This is a genomic window from Halopseudomonas sp., from assembly GCF_036960865.1.
In the GTDB taxonomy this organism is placed as follows: Bacteria; Pseudomonadota; Gammaproteobacteria; order Pseudomonadales; family Pseudomonadaceae; genus Halopseudomonas.
In genome coordinates, this window is record NZ_JBALWE010000005.1 from 114513 (window position 1) to 130451 (window position 15939).

Consider the following 15939-nt stretch of genomic DNA (forward strand, 5'->3'; position numbering starts at 1 on the left):
TCTGTTGATGGAATCAGCATGCGCGAAAAGGTAAGCGGAGCCCGCCGTTGGGTGGTCAAGATTGGTAGCGCCCTGTTGACGGGTGATGGGCGTGGGTTGGATCGCGCGGCGATGGCGGTGTGGGTCGAGCAATTGGCTGCGCTGCGTGCCAGTGGTGCCGAGCTGGTGCTGGTGTCATCGGGTGCTGTTGCTGCCGGCATGAGTCGTCTGGGCTGGACTGAGCGCCCGAAAACCACCCATGACATGCAAGCCGCCGCCGCTATTGGTCAGATGGGGTTGGTGCAGGCCTGGGAGTCGAGCTTCCAGCAGCATGGCCTGTCTACCGCCCAGGTGTTACTCACCCATGACGACCTTTCTGACCGCAAGCGCTATCTGAACGCGCGCAGTACATTGCGAGCGTTGTTGGATCTCAATGTGATCCCGGTGATCAATGAAAACGACACTGTGGTGACTGATGAAATTCGCTTTGGTGATAACGATACCTTGGGAGCTCTGGTAACCAATCTGGTTGAGGCTGATTTGTTGGTGATTCTCACTGACAAGGATGGCCTCTATACCGCTGATCCCCGCCACAATCCGCAGGCCGAGCTGATCTCCGACGCTATGGCCGATGATCCCAAGCTGGACGCTATGGCTGGCGGCAGTGCGGGTGCTCTCGGGCGCGGCGGTATGCAGACCAAGTTGCGTGCGGCGCGACTGGCAGCGCGCTCCGGTGCGGCTACGGTAATCGTGGGTGGGCGCATAGAGCGTGTGGTCGCTCGCCTGCATCAGGGTGAGGCGTTGGGTACTTTGCTGTTGCCTGAGCGCGGGATGTTGGCGGCGCGTAAACAGTGGCTGGCCGGTCATCTGCAAACGCGCGGGCGCTTGTTGCTCGATGAGGGGGCGGTAAAGGCGCTTACCACGGGTAAACACAGTTTGTTGCCGGTCGGTGTTTCGGCAATAGAGGGCGGTTTCCGGCGCGGCGAAATGGTGGTGTGCGTGGCGCCGGACGGGCGAGAGGTTGCGCGCGGCCTGGTTAATTACGGTGCGCAGGATGCCGCGCGTATTCTGGGTAAGTCCACCGAGTCGATTGCGCGTATTCTCGGTTACATCGACGACCCTGAGTTGATACACAAAGATAATTTGGTGTTGATCTGAAGCGTGTGAGACGGCGCTTAGTGGTCTTTGTGGGTTGAGATGGTGCGCGACCTTCCTGTTGATGCGCAGGCAGCTTTATTTGCAGGGGAGGCTGGTCCGTCTCGTCCAGCGGCGTTGCGTTTGCTGCACATGGTCGAGATGGTGCTCCATCTTCCCGGGTAAACAACCAAATCAGGTGTTCCCTGGAGAGCTGTTAGGGTTTGGCTCGGCGAATGAGCTTGAGACTATATTCAAGGCAATAAAAAACCGGCTCAAGGCCGGTTTTTTATTGCAGCAAGAATCGCAGATCAGGCGGCTTCAGCCATGGCCTTGATGTGTGCGTTCAGGCGGCTCTTGTGGCGAGCGGCCTTGTTCTTGGCAATGATGCCCTTGTCAGCCATGCGGTCAATGACCGGGACAGCTGCAGTGTAGGCGGTCTTGGCCTGCTCGAGGTCTTTGGCGTCGATAGCCTTGACTACGTTCTTGATGTAGGTGCGGACCATGGAGCGCAGGCTTGCATTGTGATTGCGGCGCTTCTCGGCCTGCTTGGCGCGTTTCTTGGCTTGAGGTGAGTTGGCCACCGTCGTGCTCCTCAGAAAATCTGGATGAATTAGGTACAAATAAGGCCGCGTACTATGCAGCCGAGACAGGTTAATGTCAAGAGGGCTGAGGAAATCCGATGGGCGGCGCTGTTGCTTTGATGTGCTGCGCTGCCTGCGGTTTGTCGCGGTGCGCGGAGTATACAGAGAAAGCTGGTTGCACGCCTCTATTTAGTTGTGCTCTAACGGTACAGCGCACCTGACAAGGCGACGCGCAGGGCGCTATGATGGCCGCTTTTGCCGGCGCTCAAATACATGTCTCAGACTCCGTCCTCCGATAGCACGCCACCCAAGGCGCCCAGTTTGCTCCGTTCGGGGATGGTGGTCAGTGTCATGACCCTGCTGTCGCGTGTGCTGGGTATGGTGCGCGATGTGGTGGTGGCGGCGTATTTCGGCTCGCAGTCCGAGGCCGATGCTTTTTTCATCGCCTTCAAGATTCCCAACTTTTTGCGCCGGCTATTCGCCGAAGGCGCCTTCGCCCAGGCCTTCGTGCCGGTACTTTCCGAGTATCGCGCCAAGCGGGCGTTGGCTGATGTAAAGCAACTGGTCGATCGGGTAACGGGCACGCTGGGCCTGACGCTGGCAGCTATTACCGCCCTGGGTGTGGCCGGTGCGCCAGTGTTGATCATGCTGTTTGCGCCAGGCTTTCATGATGACGAGGCCAAGCTTGGCCTTGCTACCGACATGCTGCGCATTACCTTCCCTTATCTGTTTCTTATCTCGCTGACCGCGCTTTGTGGCTCAATTCTGAACAGTTACGGGCGCTTTGCGGTGCCGGCGTTCACGCCAGTGCTGTTGAATGTCAGCATGATCGGCGCAACGGTGTGTCTCACGCCGTATTTTGCGCAGCCCATCATGGCGTTGGCGTGGGGGGTTTTTATCGCTGGTGTTGCCCAGCTGCTGTTTCAGCTTCCCTTTCTGGCGCAGATAAAGTTGCTGCCGGTGCCCAGGCCTGATCGCAAGGATCCGGGCGTCAAGCGCATCATGACGCTGATGATCCCTGCCCTGTTTGGGGTGTCGGTGAGCCAGATCAATCTGCTGCTGGACACCGTGCTGGCGTCTTTCCTGCAAACCGGTAGTATTTCCTGGCTGTACTACGCCGACCGTTTGTCCGAGCTGCCGCTGGGTGCCTTTGGCATTGCCATCGGTACTGTGATTTTGCCAGCACTGTCGCGTCAGCACTCGGCGGAAGATCCGCGTGCCTTCGCCCGCACGCTGGATTGGGCTGTCCGCATGGTGCTGCTGGTGGGCGTGCCGGCGGCCATTGCCTTGCTGCTATTGGCTGAGCCGATGATCGCGGCGCTGTTCCACTATGGAGCAATGAATGATCAGGATGTGGTGCAGGCGGCTGCAGCGCTGCGCGCCTATTCCGTCGGGGTGATGACCTTTATGCTGATCAAGGTATTGGCGCCTGGTTACTTTGCCCGTCAGGACACCAAGACTCCGGTCAAGGTCGCCATTATTTGCATGATCGCCAACATGGGTATGAACCTGATCTTGATCTGGCCGTTGGCGCACGTGGGGCTGGCACTGGCCACCTCCTTGTCAGCGTTGCTCAATGCCGGTCTGCTTTGGTGGGGGTTGCGCAAGGCGGGCGTATTTCAGGCGCAGCCCGGCTGGTTGTTGTTCGCTCTGCGTCTGCTGGCTGCCTGCGTGGCCATGTCGTTGGTGCTATTTTGGCTGGCGGCGCCGACCCAGGCGTGGCTGGACTGGGGATGGCAGCGCAAGGCGTGGGAAATGTCGTTACTGGTCGCTGCCGGGATGGGGGCGTACTTGGTGGTGCTGCTGGCGGGCGGTTTACGCCTGCGTGATCTGCGCCACACCTAGTGGGCGAGCGACGGCGGGCATGACGCTGGTAGCAGCAAACCTGTATACTCCAGCGTTTCGACTGATCCACCACTAACGAGCATTATGGAACTGGTCCGCGGTCTACATAACCTGCGGCCCCGGCACCGGGGCTGTGTCGCAACAATTGGCAACTTCGACGGCGTGCATGCCGGCCACCAGGCGATTCTGGCCAGGCTGCGTGCGCATTCCGAGCGTCTTGGCCTGCCGGGTTGCGTGGTGATCTTCGAGCCACAGCCGCGTGAGTACTTTGCCCCCGACGCGGCGCCGCCGAGGCTGACCCGCCTGCGCGAAAAGCTCGCGTTGTTGCAGGCTCAGGGCGTTGACCGGGTGCTGTGTCTGGCCTTCAATCGTCGTTTACGCGAGCTTAGCGCCGAGCAGTTCGTACAGCAGGTGTTGATCGACGGCCTGGGTGTTAAGCACTTGGAGGTAGGCGACGACTTTCGTTTTGGTTGTGACCGTTCGGGTGATTTTGCCTTTCTGCAGAAAAGCGGCACGCGTCATGGCTTTACCGTCGAGGCAGCCAATACGGTAGCCGACAGCGGCGAGCGCATCAGCAGTACGCGCCTGCGTCAGGTACTGGCTGAGGGTGATTTTGCCCTGGCTGAGCGCTTGCTGGGTCGCCCGTTCAGTATCAGCGGCCGGGTGTTGCACGGCCAGCAACTGGGTCGCACCATCGGCGCGCCGACCGCCAATGTGCAGCTCAAGCGCGTCAATCCGCCCTTGCATGGCGTGTATCGAGTCAGCGTGATGCTCGGTGGTCAGCAGCGCAAGGGGGTTGCCAATATCGGCAAGCGACCGACGGTCGCGGGTGATGGCAAGGCCCACCTTGAGGTCCACTTGTTTGATTTTGCCGGTGACCTTTACGGTCGTCGGCTGGATGTGGTGTTTCATGAAAAACTGCGGGACGAACAACGCTTCGACTCGCTGGATGCATTGCAGGCGGCAATCAAGGCTGATTTTGCCGCGGCCAGGGCCCAATGGGGCCTGTGAACTTAAAAGAGCCTGAACCGAAATGACCGATTACAAAGCGACACTGAACCTGCCTGCCACGGACTTTCCGATGAAAGCCGGGCTGCCGAACCGCGAGCCGGAAACCCTCAAGCGTCTTGACGGGTTGTACCAGCGCATTCGCGAGGTCAGCCAGGGCCGCCCGCAGTTTATCCTGCACGATGGCCCGCCCTACGCCAACGGCGTCATTCATATCGGTCATGCATTGAACAAGATCATCAAGGATATGATCACCCGCTCCAAAACCCTATCGGGCTTTGATGCGCCCTATGTTCCGGGCTGGGATTGTCACGGTCTGCCGATCGAGCACAAGGTTGAAACCACCCACGGCAAGCATCTGCCGGCCGACAAGGTGCGTGAGCTTAGCCGCGCCTACGCCACCGAACAGGTTGCCCTGCAAAAAGCTGATTTTATCCGCCTGGGCGTGCTGGGAGATTGGGACAACCCTTATCTGACGATGAATTTTGCCAACGAAGCCGGTGAGATCCGCGCGCTTGGCAAGATGGTTGAGCAGGGTGTGGTGTTCAAGGGGCTCAAACCAGTCAACTGGTGTTTTGATTGCGGCTCGGCGCTGGCCGAGGCTGAAGTCGAGTATCAGGACAAGAAGTCCGATGCCATTGATGTTGCTTTTGCTATCGAGGACGCTGACAAACTGGCAGCGGCCTTTGGTCTGGGCGCGCTGCCCAAGCCAGCCGCCATCGTGATCTGGACAACCACTCCCTGGACCATTCCTGCCAACCAGGCGCTGAACGTACATCCTGAATTCAACTATGCGCTGGTCGATACCGGCGAGCGCTTGTTGGTGTTGGCCGAAGATCTGGTTGCTGACTGTTTAGCGCGTTACGGCCTGGAAGGAGAGGTGATTGCCACTGCACCCGGTGCCACGCTGGAGCTGATCAACTTCCGCCATCCGCTGTATGAGCGACTGTCGCCGGTCTACCTGGCGGAGTACGTCGAGCTGGACGCCGGTACCGGCGTTGTGCACTCCGCGCCCGCTTATGGTGAGGATGACTTCCGTACCTGCAAGCAATACGGCATGACCAACGACGATATTTTCAGTCCGGTGCAGAGCAACGGCGTTTATATCAATGATCTGCCGTTCTTTGGTGGTCAGTTTATCTGGAAGGCCAACCCAGCCATTGTGACCAAGCTGGAAGAAGTGGGCGCGTTGCTCAAGCATCACAGCATTCAACACAGTTACATGCATTGCTGGCGCCACAAGACACCGCTGATCTACCGCGCCACCGCGCAGTGGTTTGTTGGTATGGACCTACCGGTCAAAGGCGGGGATACCCTGCGTGAGCGCGCGCTCAATGCCATTGAGCAGACTGAATTCGTGCCCGCCTGGGGCAAGCAGCGCCTGCATAACATGATCGCCGGTCGGCCAGACTGGTGTATCTCGCGGCAGCGCAACTGGGGTGTGCCGATTCCCTTCTTCCTGCACAAGGAAAGTGGCGAGCTGCATCCGCGCACACCGGAGTTGATCGAGCAGGTCGCCCAGCGCGTTGAGCAGGGCGGTATTGATGCCTGGTTTGATATGGACGCCAGCGAATTGCTGGGCGACGAAGCCGCGTTGTACGACAAGATCACCGATACCCTGGATGTCTGGTTTGACTCTGGTACCACGCACTGGCACGTCATGCGCGGCTCGCACCCCATGGGGCATGCAGAGGGTCCGTTGGCGGATCTCTATCTGGAGGGCTCGGATCAGCACCGTGGCTGGTTCCACTCCTCGCTGCTGACCGGTAGCGCTATTGATGGTCACGCGCCGTATCGTGGTCTGCTGACGCACGGCTTCACTGTCGATGAGAACGGTCGCAAGATGTCCAAGTCGCTGGGTAACACCATCGCGCCGCAGAAGGTTAACGATACGCTGGGTGCCGACATTTTGCGCCTCTGGGTATCGTCTACCGATTATTCCGGTGAAATGGCGGTTTCTGATCAGATTCTGCAGCGCAGCGCCGATGCCTACCGTCGTATTCGTAACACCGCACGCTTCCTGCTGTCCAACCTGAACGGCTTTGATCCCAAGGTCGACGCCTTGCCGGCGGAACAGATGCTGGATCTGGATCGCTGGGCAGTGGATCGTGCGCGCTTGCTGCAGGCAGAAATTGTCGAGGCCTACGATACCTACAAGTTCTGGAACGTTTACCAGAAAGTGCACAACTTCTGCGTACAGGAGCTGGGTGGCTTCTACCTGGATATCATCAAGGATCGCCAGTACACCACTCAGGCCAACAGCGTAGCGCGTCGCTCCTGTCAGACCGCGCTCTACCATATTGCTGAGGCGCTGGTGCGCTGGATTGCGCCGGTATTGTCCTTCACCTCGGAAGAGTTGTGGCAGTACTTGCCGGGCGACCGCAATGAATCGGTCATGCTCAACACCTGGTACGAAGGGCTTGCCGAGTTGCCGGCTGATCAGGCACTAGGCCGGGCTTTCTGGGATACCGTTATGGGTGTCAAGGAAGCCGTTAACAAGGAGCTGGAGAACCTGCGTAACGCGAAAGCGATCCGCGGAAACCTCGAAGCTGAAGTAACGCTCTTTGTGGAGCCGGGTCTAAACGACGCGCTCGGCAAGTTGGGCGATGAGCTGCGGTTCGTGCTTATCACCTCGCAGGCAGCGTTGGCACCATTGGCTGAAGCGCCCGAGGAGGCTGTTGCAACCGAAGTGCCTGGCCTCAAGCTGCGCATTCTAAAGTCGGCAGAAACCAAGTGTGCTCGTTGCTGGCATTTCCGTGCCGACGTGGGCAGTCACGCCGGGCACCCCGACATCTGTGGCCGTTGCGTAGACAACATCGAAGGCGCTGGTGAGGTGCGTCATCATGCCTGAGGCCAAGGGGAGTCTGGCCTGGGTATGGCTTTCGGTACTGGTGATCGCGCTGGATCAACTGAGCAAGTGGATCGCGGTCTCCAGCCTCGAGATGTACCACCAGGTGCCGGTTATCGAAGGGCTGTTCAGTTTTACTTTGGCGTACAACACCGGAGCAGCGTTCAGCTTTCTGGCGGATGCCGCTGGCTGGCAGCGTTGGCTGTTTGCTGCGATCGCGGTGGTGGTCAGCGTAGTGCTCTGCGTCTGGCTGTCGCGGCTGGACCGCAGCAAGCGCATGGAGGCCATCGCGCTGGCACTGATTCTCGGCGGCGCGCTGGGCAACCTGTATGACCGCGTTGTGCTGGGCCATGTGGTTGATTTCATCCTGGTGCACTGGCAGCAGCGCTGGTTCTTTCCGGCGTTCAATATTGCCGACAGCGCCATTACCGTGGGCGCCGGTTTGCTTATTCTGGATATGTTTGTTGGCAAAAAGCAGACCGCGAGCTAAAAGCCGCAAGCAAGGCATCGCGTGGCAGCCTCTGTTCAGTTTGTCTGGGTAAGCAGGTCCTCTGGGAGGCTTGGTTCCCTTGCCATCAATGGTCATGGCGACGCTCTTGACCACGGTCGCCCAGCGACCTGGTTCTGAAGTGGTCGATTGTTTTAATTTCTTGCCAGTCTGCATAATCCTAGCGTCAAGCGATAACCCATTTGAGAGTCCGAAATGACTGATCTGCGTATAAACCATAACACTCAGGTAACCCTGCACTTTACGCTCAAGCTGCCCAGTGGCGAGGTGGTGGATACCACGCTGGACAAGCAGCCGGCGACCTTCAAGGTGGGTGACGGCAGTTTATTGCCGGGTTTTGAGCAGGCGTTGTTCGGTTTGCAGGGCGGAGACCGGCGTAGCTTCCAGATTGAGCCGGAGCGTGGCTTTGGGCCGGGCAATCCGCAGAACGTGCAAAGCATAGCGCGCGATCAGTTCGACGAGATGGAGTTGGAAGAAGGCCTGCTGGTGATTTTTCAGGACGCCGCCGGTGGCGAGCTGCCGGGCGTGGTCAAACGTATCCACGAGAAGGTGGTAGAGGTTGACTTCAATCACCCCTTGGCGGGTAAGGTCATCACCTTTGACGTAGAAATCGTAGCGGTTGAAGCAGCCTGACCGGCTTGTCGGGCGGCCATCGCAATCACCGCGGCGATGCTGGATAATTCGCCCATCAACAGACCAACTGCCCCCGAGGTAATCATGCAGATCAAACTGGCTAATCCGCGCGGCTTCTGTGCAGGCGTCGACCGCGCCATCGAGATCGTGAATCGGGCACTTGAAGTCTTTGGTCCGCCCATTTATGTGCGTCACGAAGTGGTGCACAACAAGTTCGTGGTAGAGGATCTGCGCAGTCGCGGTGCGGTCTTTGTTGAAGAAATTGACCAAGTGCCGGATGACGTCATTGTTATCTTCAGTGCCCATGGAGTTTCGCAGGCCGTGCGGCAGCAAGCTGCCGATCGAGGGCTCAAGGTGTTTGATGCTACCTGCCCGCTGGTGACCAAGGTGCACATGGAAGTTACCCGTTACAGTCGCGATGGCCGCGAATGTGTACTGATAGGCCACGCCGGCCACCCGGAGGTGGAAGGTACCATGGGGCAGTACGATGCCAGCCAGGGCGGCGCTATCTATCTGGTAGAGGATGAGGCCGATGTTGCGCAATTGCAGGTCCGCGACCCTGAGCGCTTGGCTTTTGTTACCCAGACCACGCTGTCGATGGATGATACCGCACGGGTGATCGACGCCCTGCGCGCGCGTTTCCCGGCGATTGACGGTCCGCGCAAGGACGATATCTGCTACGCCACTCAGAATCGCCAGGATGCGGTCAAACAACTGGCCAGTGAGTGTGATCTGGTTCTGGTAGTCGGCAGCCCGAACAGCTCCAATTCCAACCGCTTGCGCGAGTTGTCCGAGCGCATGGGTACGCCCGCTTATCTGATCGATGGCGCAGACGAGATCAAACCTGAATGGCTGGCGTCGGTCGGCAATATCGGTGTGACGGCGGGGGCTTCAGCGCCGGATGTACTCGTACGCCAAGTTATCGCGCATCTGCATGCGCAAGGCGCAACAGGGGCAGAGGAACTCGCCGGGCAGGAAGAGAATATCGTCTTCAGTATGCCCAAGGAATTGCGTGTGGTTGAAGTTCAGTAGGGCTTTACTCGTCGAGGGCTCAGTTGTCGCTTGGCCAGAAAGCACTTATGCCCGCGATACCCTGTGCACCAATGTTGAATGCCTGCGCGCATTGCGCTTGCTGTAGCCCGCCTAATAGATAGACAGGTAAATTGGCCTCAGTGATCAGCCGCTCGGTTTGCTCCCAACCCAAGGGTTCAGCGCCGGGGTGGCTGCGAGTAGCTTGCACGGGTGATAGCGTCACAAAGTCGGCACCCAGTGCCGCCGCCATTCCAAGCTCTTCTTCGCTATGGCAGGAAGCTGCCAGAAAGCCGTTGAACGGCTTTTGCAGAGAACATCCCTGGGTTGATGACTGTACCTGCCAAAATCGGCGTAGCTGCGCGCTGGTGAGGTGCCAGCCGCAGTTGGACAGCGCTGGTGGCGTGTCGCCTTTCAGTAGCCATTTAAAGTCACTGCCGTAGTGCTGGGTTAGGCGTTGCGCGAGCGCGTCATATTCCTGGGGATCGAGGTTGGTCTGGCGCAGCTGAACCAGTGTGATTCCTTTGGCTCTTGCCTGATCCAGGCCGCGCACCATTGTCTGTTCGTCGCAATCCGGGGTGATCAGATAGTGCTCAGGCAGCTGCGCTGCGGCCACGATGGGCTGATTGGCGGCAGGAAATTCGAACTGCTCGAGCTCGGCGCTCCGCACCCAGCGTGTAGGCTGACCCTCCGCACCGTGTGCGTTACCGCTGAATTCCTCTACTAGCCAGACATCGAGACGGACCGACTTGTCGGTATAGTCATGTCGGATATCGATAAGCGGCCGGGCTTTGAGTGTCTCAATGCCGAGCTCTTCCTGCAGCTCTCGGCGCAACGCTGCAAAGCGAGATTCACCTGACTCGAGTTTGCCGCCCGGAAATTCCCACAGGCCACCCTGGTGGGCGTTGTCGGGTCGTTTGGCGATCAGGATCTGCCCTTGTGGGTTTTTGATGACCGCCGCCATCACATGGATACGGCGCATCAGTGTGGCAGGTGTTGTGCGGCGCTGAGATTCATTGCTGCGGCAGGTCCTCGGAAAATACGTCTTGCTCGTGTTCGTTCCCGGGAATCACGTGCTCCTCTGAAGCCCAGGCACCCAGGTCGATGAGGCGGCAGCGGTGCGAGCAGAAAGGGCGATCTGGAAAGCTGGCATCCCAGGTGACCGGGGCCTTGCAGGTGGGACATTCGACGTTGATTGTCATATTTCTTTCTCCTGCAGCATAGCTAGATACTGTTGATGCAGAGCATCTACCTGTTGATGGAGGTGAGCCAGGTCGCGATCGTTGACAATCACATCGTGGGCCTGCCGCAGGCGGGCATCGCGCTGCGCCTGTACTTGCATAATGGCCCTAACCTGCTGCTCTGAAACTTGGTCACGTGTTGCGGTGCGCGTCAGTTGCAGTTCTTCAGGCACGTCTACCACAATGACACGACTGGTCAGCTTGTGTTGGCCGGACTCAACCAGTAGCGGTGAGACGAGAAGCGCATAGGGCGACGTGGCGCTATGCAAATCGCTGACGATCTCTTCTCGTATCAGGGGGTGCAGTAGCTGTTCAAGCCATACTCGCTGTTGCGGATCGCTGAATACTTGTGCACGCAAAGCTGCACGATCCAGGTTGCCGTCCTGCAGCAGGATGTCAGCACCGAAGCGATCAACTATATGTTGCAGTGCAGGCTTGCCGGGTTCAACCACTACGCGGGACTTGAGGTCTGCGTCCACCACGTGAATACCGTGAGCCGAGGCAAAATAATTAGCGGCGGCGGTCTTGCCGCTGCCAATGCCGCCGGTCAAACCTATGATCATACTCATAACAGGTAACACTGACTGTCCTGGGGGGATTAGCTAAAACGCCGCAGCGCGGCGCGCCGGTTCAGAAACCGGCGAACTTGAGATAACTGCCCGTGATTGTCTCACCCCAGATCAGGGCAATCCAGCCTGCGATAGCCAGGTAAGGGCCAAAGGGCAGGGGAGTGGCGTTGTCCTGGCCGCGGGACTTCAGGATGATGATGCCAAAAATAGCGCCGACCAGCGATGACAGCAGGATGGTCAATGGCAGTATTTGCCAGCCACCCCAGGCGCCGAGCATTGCCAGCAGCTTGAAGTCGCCGTAGCCCATGCCTTCCTTGCCGGTGACCAGCTTGAATAGCCAATAAAGCGACCACAGACTGAGATATCCAGCGACAGCGCCCCACAGTGCCTCATGCAGGGACGTATAAATACCAAAACTGTTGGCAATGAGGCCCAGCCATAACAGCGGCAGTACGAGAATGTCGGGCAGCAGTTGAGTGTCGGCATCTATCATGCTGAGGCTGATCAGCCCCCAGGTCAGCACCAGCATCCCGGCTGCGGGCCAGCCAAAGTCGTATTGCCAGGCGACCACCATCGAAAGCAGGGCAGTCAGCAACTCGACCAAAGGGTAACGCGCGCTGATGATCTTCTTGCACTGGCCGCAGCGGCCGCGCAGCAGCAGATAGCTCAAGATCGGCAGGTTCTGCCAAGCCTTGATTTCCGTGCTGCAATGAGGGCAGTGAGAGTGCGGCAGAATGAGGTTGTAAGTTGGCTGCTCAGCCTGCTCCTCACCGGGGTGCAGCATTTCACGGCTTTGCTGCAGCCACTGCATCTCCATCATCTTGGGCAGGCGATGAATTACCACGTTTAGAAAGCTGCCAATGATCAAGCCTAGCAGGCCTGCGAGCAAAATAAAGGCCAGCGCGTGGCTGGCCAGGTAATGTAATAGCTCCATGTGTTAGCCGACGACGTTCCCGAGCTGGAAGATCGGAAGGTACATGGCTACGATCAAGCCGCCGACCAGTACACCCAGCACGCACATAATCATAGGTTCGAGTAGTGTGGTCAGGTTGTCGACCTTGTTGTCTACTTCAGACTCGTAGTAATCCGCTACCTTCTCAAGCATTCCATCCAAGTTGCCCGATTCCTCACCAATGCCAGCCATTTGGGTTGCCAAAGAAGGGAATATTCCTGTTGAACGCATAGAAAAATTTAATTGCGAACCAGCAGATACATCCTCTTTGATTTTCATCACCGCGTCATAAAAAACCACATTGCCTGAAGCGCCGGCAACAGAATCCAGAGCTTCAACTAAAGGAACACCAGCAGCAAAAGTGGTAGAAAGAGTACGGGCGAACCGAGCCACTGCCGCCTCGTACACTATTTTGCCAATAACTGGCGCCTTGAGCAGCGCTCGATCTTCTGCATCACGCAGCCGCTTGGATTTCACGTGTGCTTTCCCGTAGGCATAACCTATTACTATGATGCCAATCAGGCCGAGAAACCACCATGCTTGCAGCCACTCAGACATGCCGATAACCATTAGAGTAAAGGCCGGCAGCTCCGCCCCAAAACCTTCAAACACTGATTGGAATTGCGGTACCACTTTTAACAGCATGATGGCTGTTACTATAATAGCCACTACCACAACCGAAATCGGATAAGTAAGCGCTTTTTTGATTTTTGCTTTGAGCGCTTCAGTTTTTTCCTTGTAGGTCGCTATGCGGTCCAACAATGACTCAAGACGGCCGGACTGTTCCCCGGAGTCTACTAGATTGCAGAAAAGGTCGTCGAAGTGCTCTGGATGCTTTGCCAAGGAGGAGGCCAAGGTGTTGCCCGCGGCTACATCTGTTTTGATCTCGTTGACCAATTGTGCCATTTTCGGGTTTTCAGCGCCTTCAGCAATAATGTCAAAGGCCTGAATGATAGGTACGCCCGACTCCATCATGGTGGCCAGCTGTCTGGTGAAGAAGGCGATGTCGAGCGGCTTTATTTTTTTTGCGCGTGCTCCAAACAGCTGAGACTGCTTGTTGATTTTGGTAACCAAGATGCCTTGTTTGCGTAGCTGATTCTTCGCGAGCGCAGAATTGGCTCCTCGAACTTCTCCTGTGACCTTGGTTCCACGTCTATCCTTGCCCTCATATTTGAAAGGGTAAAGTTTCTCTTCCTTGGCCTTTTTCTTGGCAGCTGCAGAGTTCTTTTTTAATGCTGCTTGTTGCGCCATGACTTAATCCTTGGTCACTCGGTTAACTTCCGCCAAGCTGGTAACCCCCTCTTCTGCCTTCATGAGGGCTGATTGGCGCAAGCTTCTAAAGCCCTCGCTCTGGGCTACTTCAGAAATCTGAATGGAATTGCCGTCTTCCATGATAATGCGCTGCATCGCAGGCGTGATTTTGACGACTTCATAAATACCAACACGTCCTTTATAACCATCTTTACAATTTTCGCAACCCACAGGCCCAAAAATTGTAAGCCCTGCGTCGATCCGTTCTGCCAGAAAGCCCTCCTCAATTAGCGTTTCACGCGGAATGTCCATAGGCTTCTTGCAGCTTTTACAGAGCCGGCGCGCCAAGCGCTGAGCGATGATCAGATTAACAGATGTGGCGATGTTGAATGAGGGAACCCCCATGTTGCGCAAGCGAGTCAAGGTTTCAGCTGCACTGTTTGTGTGGAGTGTGGACATCACCATGTGGCCTGTCTGTGCGGCCTTGATCGCTATCTCTGCCGTTTCTAGATCGCGGATCTCGCCGACCATAATGATATCAGGGTCCTGACGCAAAAAAGCGCGTAGCGCCTTGGCGAAATCTAGCCCTTGTTTGGGATTTACGTTGACCTGGTTGATGCCTTCCAGGTTAATCTCTACCGGGTCTTCTGCCGTGGAGATATTACGTTCCATGGTGTTGAGAATATTCAGCCCTGTATAGAGCGAAACCGTTTTGCCTGAGCCGGTCGGGCCGGTTACCAGAATCATGCCTTGCGGGCGTTCAAGGGCAGCCATGAACATCTTTTTCTGGTCGTCCTCATAGCCTAGGGCATCAATACCCATCTTGGCGCTTTCGGAGTCAAGAATACGCAGCACTACTTTTTCGCCCCAGAGGGTTGGAAGGGTGTTTACGCGAAAGTCGATGGCTTTGTTCTTGGATATCTTCATCTTGATACGGCCATCCTGCGGCTTGCGCCGCTCGGCCATATCCATGGAGGACATCACCTTCAGGCGCGCCGCTATGCGCACACCTAGTTGCTGCGGTGGCTTTGCCACTTCATGCAGGATGCCGTCGGTGCGAAAGCGCACGCGATAAGTCTTTTCATAGGGTTCGAAATGGAGGTCCGAAGACCCCATACGAACTGCATCTAGCAGCATTTTGTTTACGAAGCGAACGATGGGCGCATCGTCTGCGTCTGAACCTGCTTCCTTTTGATCGTCGTCTCCAACCGCTTGGACATCTAGGTCGTCCAGGTCGGCGTCTGCCATGTCACCCAAGCCGCCGGTAGGGGTGTCGAGATACTTCTCTATGGCTGCATGAAGCTTGTCGTCCTCCACCATCACAGCGTCGGTCATCAAACCGGTGTTGAACTGAATGTCACTGAGCGCTTGTTGGTTGGTGGGATCAGAAATCGCTAGGTATAGACGAGAACCCCGCTTGAATAGCGGCATCACGTTGTGCTGACGTATGAGCTTTTCAGTTACCAGATCTGCAGGCTGTGCTTCCTTCTCCAATGCAGTGAGATCGAAATAGGGGTAGCCGAACTCTTCGGCGCACACCATTGCCAAGTCTTTAGCGCTGGCGAGCTTGCGTTGCACCAGGTGAGTGATGAACGGGATCTTGTCTTGGCTGGCCTGTTGGTTAGCCTTGCTAGCGGTGTCTGCATCCAGCAAGCCATCTTGTACGATTCGACGTGCCAGCCCTGATAAAGCGGGGGTATCCATAATCCGTTGGCGTCTCTGATTGCGAAGTGGCTTTTTATAGCAGAACTATAGTACATACGCTGCTTGTATTGCACCGCAAATAAAGCGTGTGGGTAAGGCGCGGTGGTTGGGGTGACGAAATTTGTCACCTTGTGACGCGGGAGGGAGAGCGACAAGTATATCGGTGTCAGGAATTCTGATGTTTAGCGCTGTTTAGCAGTGTCGGCGAAATTGGCCTGTTTTGTGCATTTGGTTTGGCAGCCTCTTGGCTATTTCACATCAAAGGAGTTCACTATGAAAGCTCAAAAGGGTTTTACCTTGATCGAACTGATGATCGTTGTTGCGATCATCGGTATTCTTGCCGCCATTGCGCTGCCGGCTTATCGCGATTACACCCAGCGCTCTGCTAACGGTGCTTGTCTGGCTGAAGCCAAGGCGTACATGGGTACTGCGGTTGCTGATGCTGCTGATAACCGTACACCTACTGCTTTCGAGCCGTCAGCCTGTGACTCAACCACTGCTGTTTCGATGACTATCGAAAACTACAACAATGATACCGCGCTGACGTTCACTGCGCAGGAACGCGGTAATGCTGATCTTGCGCAGGATACTGTGTGTCAGGCCGGTACTGGTTCTTGCGAGCTGGACGAGTAATCTCCCTCGCTTTGTTTGAAC

The 15939-nt window shown here is 56.8% G+C and carries 15 protein-coding genes; 8 read left to right on the forward strand and 7 right to left on the reverse strand.

Features of this window, described 5'->3' with window-relative positions; all coding sequences use genetic code 11:
* The first annotated feature begins 18 nt into the window (after nucleotides 1-18).
* A complete protein-coding gene (gene proB, locus V7747_RS08630) occupies nucleotides 19-1137 on the forward strand; it encodes a glutamate 5-kinase (protein ID WP_092285494.1) in 1119 nt (372 codons plus the stop codon).
* 287 nt (nucleotides 1138-1424) lie between these two features.
* Here the strand turns inward: proB and rpsT are convergent, their stop codons facing one another.
* A complete protein-coding gene (rpsT, locus tag V7747_RS08635) occupies nucleotides 1425-1697 on the reverse strand; it encodes a 30S ribosomal protein S20 (RefSeq protein WP_092285492.1) in 273 nt (90 codons plus the stop codon).
* A gap of 273 nt (nucleotides 1698-1970) precedes the next feature.
* Here rpsT and murJ point away from each other — a divergent pair, with 273 nt between their 5' ends.
* The 6 genes from murJ to ispH all read left to right on the forward strand — a co-directional run bounded on the left by murJ (nucleotide 1971) and on the right by ispH (nucleotide 9571).
* Entirely contained in the window at nucleotides 1971-3542 is a 1572-nt protein-coding gene (murJ, locus tag V7747_RS08640; RefSeq protein WP_335615636.1) for a murein biosynthesis integral membrane protein MurJ, read from the forward strand.
* Between the two features lie 84 nt (nucleotides 3543-3626).
* Nucleotides 3627-4553 carry a bifunctional riboflavin kinase/FAD synthetase gene (gene ribF, locus V7747_RS08645; RefSeq protein ID WP_335615637.1) on the forward strand — a complete coding sequence of 309 codons (927 nt, stop codon included), beginning with the start codon at nucleotides 3627-3629 and terminating at the stop codon, nucleotides 4551-4553.
* A 22-nt stretch (nucleotides 4554-4575) separates the two neighbouring features.
* Nucleotides 4576-7401, forward strand: coding sequence for an isoleucine--tRNA ligase (gene ileS, locus V7747_RS08650; protein WP_335615638.1), 2826 nt, complete (start codon nucleotides 4576-4578; stop codon nucleotides 7399-7401).
* The gene (gene lspA, locus V7747_RS08655) at nucleotides 7394-7888 is read left to right on the forward strand and encodes a signal peptidase II (RefSeq protein WP_335615639.1); all 495 of its coding nucleotides are present in this window, start codon (nucleotides 7394-7396) and stop codon (nucleotides 7886-7888) included. Before ileS ends, lspA begins: the two co-directional genes overlap by 8 nt.
* 213 nt (nucleotides 7889-8101) lie before the next feature.
* Nucleotides 8102-8539, forward strand: a complete 438-nt coding sequence (gene fkpB, locus V7747_RS08660) for an FKBP-type peptidyl-prolyl cis-trans isomerase (RefSeq protein ID WP_335615640.1) — start codon at nucleotides 8102-8104, stop codon at nucleotides 8537-8539.
* Nucleotides 8540-8623: 84 nt separating this feature from the next.
* Nucleotides 8624-9571 (forward strand): 4-hydroxy-3-methylbut-2-enyl diphosphate reductase, encoded by a 948-nt coding sequence (ispH, locus tag V7747_RS08665; RefSeq protein WP_335615641.1) that lies wholly within the window; start codon nucleotides 8624-8626, stop codon nucleotides 9569-9571.
* Between the two features lie 19 nt (nucleotides 9572-9590).
* On the opposite strand, the gene V7747_RS08670 is transcribed toward ispH, so the two are convergent.
* From V7747_RS08670 to pilB, 6 genes are all read right to left on the reverse strand, one after another.
* Nucleotides 9591-10550: a Nudix family hydrolase gene (locus V7747_RS08670; protein ID WP_335615642.1), complete on the reverse strand. Its 960-nt coding sequence runs from the start codon at nucleotides 10548-10550 to the stop codon at nucleotides 9591-9593.
* A gap of 31 nt (nucleotides 10551-10581) precedes the next feature.
* Nucleotides 10582-10770 (reverse strand): DNA gyrase inhibitor YacG, encoded by a 189-nt coding sequence (yacG, locus tag V7747_RS08675; protein ID WP_335615643.1) that lies wholly within the window; start codon nucleotides 10768-10770, stop codon nucleotides 10582-10584.
* The gene (gene coaE / locus V7747_RS08680) at nucleotides 10767-11378 is read right to left on the reverse strand and encodes a dephospho-CoA kinase (protein ID WP_335615644.1); all 612 of its coding nucleotides are present in this window, start codon (nucleotides 11376-11378) and stop codon (nucleotides 10767-10769) included. The genes yacG and coaE overlap by 4 nt, the downstream gene beginning before the upstream one ends.
* Before the next feature lie 61 nt (nucleotides 11379-11439).
* Nucleotides 11440-12312: a prepilin peptidase gene (locus V7747_RS08685; RefSeq protein WP_335615645.1), complete on the reverse strand. Its 873-nt coding sequence runs from the start codon at nucleotides 12310-12312 to the stop codon at nucleotides 11440-11442.
* 3 nt (nucleotides 12313-12315) lie between these two features.
* Entirely contained in the window at nucleotides 12316-13581 is a 1266-nt protein-coding gene (locus tag V7747_RS08690) for a type II secretion system F family protein (protein ID WP_335615646.1), read from the reverse strand.
* 3 nt (nucleotides 13582-13584) lie between these two features.
* Entirely contained in the window at nucleotides 13585-15288 is a 1704-nt protein-coding gene (gene pilB / locus V7747_RS08695; protein ID WP_335615813.1) for a type IV-A pilus assembly ATPase PilB, read from the reverse strand.
* A 270-nt stretch (nucleotides 15289-15558) separates the two neighbouring features.
* Here pilB and V7747_RS08700 point away from each other — a divergent pair, with 270 nt between their 5' ends.
* Nucleotides 15559-15918, forward strand: a complete 360-nt coding sequence (locus V7747_RS08700; RefSeq protein ID WP_335615647.1) for a prepilin-type N-terminal cleavage/methylation domain-containing protein — start codon at nucleotides 15559-15561, stop codon at nucleotides 15916-15918.
* The last annotated feature ends 21 nt before the right edge of the window (nucleotides 15919-15939 follow it).

What these genes read in the sequence shown, in the direction of transcription:
- proB (WP_092285494.1), top strand. Translation starts at nt 19, where the DNA reads ATGCGCGAAAAGGTAAGCGGAGCCCGCCGTTGGGTGGTCAAGATTGGT.
- murJ (WP_335615636.1), top strand. Translation starts at nt 1,971, where the DNA reads ATGTCTCAGACTCCGTCCTCCGATAGCACGCCACCCAAGGCGCCCAGT.
- ribF (WP_335615637.1), top strand. Translation starts at nt 3,627, where the DNA reads ATGGAACTGGTCCGCGGTCTACATAACCTGCGGCCCCGGCACCGGGGC.
- ileS (WP_335615638.1), top strand. Translation starts at nt 4,576, where the DNA reads ATGACCGATTACAAAGCGACACTGAACCTGCCTGCCACGGACTTTCCG.
- lspA (WP_335615639.1), top strand. Translation starts at nt 7,394, where the DNA reads ATGCCTGAGGCCAAGGGGAGTCTGGCCTGGGTATGGCTTTCGGTACTG.
- fkpB (WP_335615640.1), top strand. Translation starts at nt 8,102, where the DNA reads ATGACTGATCTGCGTATAAACCATAACACTCAGGTAACCCTGCACTTT.
- ispH (WP_335615641.1), top strand. Translation starts at nt 8,624, where the DNA reads ATGCAGATCAAACTGGCTAATCCGCGCGGCTTCTGTGCAGGCGTCGAC.
- V7747_RS08670 (WP_335615642.1), bottom strand. Translation starts at nt 10,550, where the DNA reads ATGCGCCGTATCCATGTGATGGCGGCGGTCATCAAAAACCCACAAGGG.
- yacG (WP_335615643.1), bottom strand. Translation starts at nt 10,770, where the DNA reads ATGACAATCAACGTCGAATGTCCCACCTGCAAGGCCCCGGTCACCTGG.
- coaE (WP_335615644.1), bottom strand. Translation starts at nt 11,378, where the DNA reads ATGAGTATGATCATAGGTTTGACCGGCGGCATTGGCAGCGGCAAGACC.
- V7747_RS08685 (WP_335615645.1), bottom strand. Translation starts at nt 12,312, where the DNA reads ATGGAGCTATTACATTACCTGGCCAGCCACGCGCTGGCCTTTATTTTG.
- V7747_RS08690 (WP_335615646.1), bottom strand. Translation starts at nt 13,581, where the DNA reads ATGGCGCAACAAGCAGCATTAAAAAAGAACTCTGCAGCTGCCAAGAAA.
- V7747_RS08700 (WP_335615647.1), top strand. Translation starts at nt 15,559, where the DNA reads ATGAAAGCTCAAAAGGGTTTTACCTTGATCGAACTGATGATCGTTGTT.